We start from the raw sequence: 2,686 nt of genomic DNA on the forward strand, positions 1-2,686 counted from the left end.
CCGCAAGGAACTGGAAGAACAAGGCATCCTGTTAAAAGACACCAAAGATGGCACTAGTTGGACTAGGGCTTGATGGTGAACGCCGGGAAAAGCCGCCTTGTTTGACTTGGCGGCTTTTGTGATATACTCGGATATATGAGGTTCACGAGGATTTAACCATGGGCATCATCGACTACCTGAATGGGGTTCCAATGACCACGATCTTTACGGTCGCTGCTATTGTTGGGCCACTCTTGATTCTTGTATGTGCACCCCTACAAGACAGATTGCAGGATTATTTGCGTGATAGGTAATGTTTATAAAATATAACAACTCCTGCCGTTTTCTTTTATGCCCTATGAGAAATCTGGGCTAGCGCTAATGATTTACTGGATGGATTAAAAAGGAGGTTTGCTCATGGATTCGGTATCAGGAAAGGGGCAGCTAAAAACGTTTTTTGTAAGGTTTCTGGAGAAACGTGGCACTAATCAATCAAAGGGGATTCCCCTTTATCAGTACAGCACCAAAGATACTGAGTTCGACATGCTTGCTGCTTTGCTCAGCTTGCACCACGATGAAAAAGATCATCCGGTTTTTGGCTTATATTGGGCTGCTGGCTTTTGCTTATATGTTGCAGAGAAGTTCCGAAGAGAATATGACGCCAAGTGGTCATGGCAAGGTTTTGAAAACACACTGGAACTTACATTGTCGCCTGCTGAGCGTACACGCTTAGTATTAAATGGGCTAGATGTCTGGCAACGGCCACTGCGCCAAAGAGATAACGGTCAGAATGATTATTTAGGTTCTTTATTTGCAGAGGGCGGTTTGCCTTGGTCTCTATTGAGTAATGATCAGCATGGTTTTGGCCGGGCTATTAAAGGGGGGTTAAAGCGTTATCACGAATACCGTTCATCAGGGCGGGATCTGAGTCAGCTCATGGCAGATTATGGAGAGTATTTTCCTACAGTTTTTCGCAATATCGAGAAATATCAGTTGCTGGCACAGGTTGTTGAATCTCTGATGTCGTTAGCTGAGAGGCATCAGCTTAACCAGCAGAATGATCCGGCCGCGTATCTCAATCTTTATAATCCTGAATGGCGGGATGCCTTCCCACTTCCTCTTGAAGCAGATAATGGCGAAAGTCTGGTTAATGAGTGGCTTAAAGACGCGGGTACACGTCTGGCGGAGCGTAAACAACAGGAAGAGAAGGCTCTGTATTTTACCTGTTTGCACCGATTAGTTGGGCATGGTGCACTCCCTGATGTTTTAAGCACTGCTCAGCTTGAAGTTGAGGTTCAGCTGGCACCGTTGCTGGATGTTGATCTTGGTGAGGTTGCACTCAATACAACCCGAATAGAGTTGTCTCTGTACGAAGGGGAGCAGATGCTGCTGCGACTTGGCGTGTCGTATGGAGAGGTGGATGGTAATAGACTCCGGATCAGGTTGCCCAAAGAACGTATCAGGCTTCGGCGAAAACATCCGGAGCAGGTTTTAAGGCTGGTTTGCTCCAGTGGCGGTCAGATCTTACCGAATATGGAAATTCAGGACAGTGTTATTGACTGGGCAGGACTACCCGTTGTCTTCGAGAAGCAGGAGACTGAACTCCTGCTTACAGGTTGCGCCTCGGTTAAAAGCAAAGCAGATACGCTGCTGCTGCATCTGCCACCGAATTTTCAGCATGATATTGTACTATCTCCGTTAGCAGAAACTTCATTTGGTCGCTGGTATTGCGTTACCGAAGTTGTTCGGATTTCTCATAATGGCAGCTTTTTCCTGATAGAACCCTCAAGCAGCCAAAACCAGCTTTCTCCCGTATTTCGTGGTGCTCAGTGTTTGGAAAGTACCTTACCTGTATCTGCTTGGAAAGGGTGGCCGCACTGTGTAATGAGTAACAACGATGGGAGTCACGAACCCGCAGCGGCTTATCGAATTAACGGTAAAACACTGAGCAGTCTGATTAACTTCAATCATTACGGGGCTTTGAACGTCGAAGTTTTGGGCAACGAAGGGCAGGTTATTGCCCGTCGTAAATTGGGTGTTTTGCCCAGAGATTTTAGGGTAACAGCTATTGCTGCCTCGGCCAATACCCCGGCCCGTATCGTGATAACCACATCAGCGGCCATGTCGTATTATCTGGCTAATGATAATGTGCAGTTTCAGCAAGTGAGCAAAGCAGGTGAAATCCATTTGTTGTTAGACGATAAGGTCGGGCAGCATCCGGAAAGGCTTCTACTTGAAGTGACAGATCCAAAGATATCCGCAGACCCCATTACCATCAGAATTCCCTATCCGCTAACTGGTGTCACTGTGCTGGATGCTGAAGGGAAGCCTCTCAAGAGAAATAATTTGGTTTTAAACCAAATTTTGGGTATGACAATCTGGTTAAGATCTGCTGCAATAGGGCAGAAAACCTTCCATCTGGTGTTGGAACTCATGGGATGTGGTACGCCTGTGCGTCGTGTTTTCCGCTATACCTTATCCAGTAATAAGCCTGTTGAAATCAGCTTATACTCTCTTTATGACGAGATTCTTTCGCTATTAAGTTGCAGTGACAGCCAGGATGCCCAGGTTCGCTTGCGCATAGAAACATCACAGCTGCTGCGCCAGCTGACGATTTATCGCTATGCTGCAGAACTAATAAACAGTAGTAGCCTAACTAGTGCCCATCCAGAAACTAATAACCAACTGATTTTCGGGTAATATTTTT

General features: G+C 46.3%; 1 protein-coding gene. It reads left to right on the plus strand.

Going from position 1 to position 2,686, the window contains the following annotated elements; genetic code table 11:
* The first annotated feature begins 396 nt into the window (after window positions 1-396).
* On the plus strand, window positions 397-2,679 hold the full coding sequence (locus tag IBX50_RS19440) for an STY4851/ECs_5259 family protein (protein WP_292258051.1): 2,283 nt from the start codon (window positions 397-399) through the stop codon (window positions 2,677-2,679).
* Window positions 2,680-2,686 lie beyond the last annotated feature (7 nt).

It is taken from the genome of Marinospirillum sp. (assembly GCF_014859565.1).

Excerpts from the sequence above, each read along its gene's own strand:
- IBX50_RS19440 (WP_292258051.1), top strand. The coding sequence starts at position 397 with ATGGATTCGGTATCAGGAAAGGGGCAGCTAAAAACGTTTTTTGTAAGG.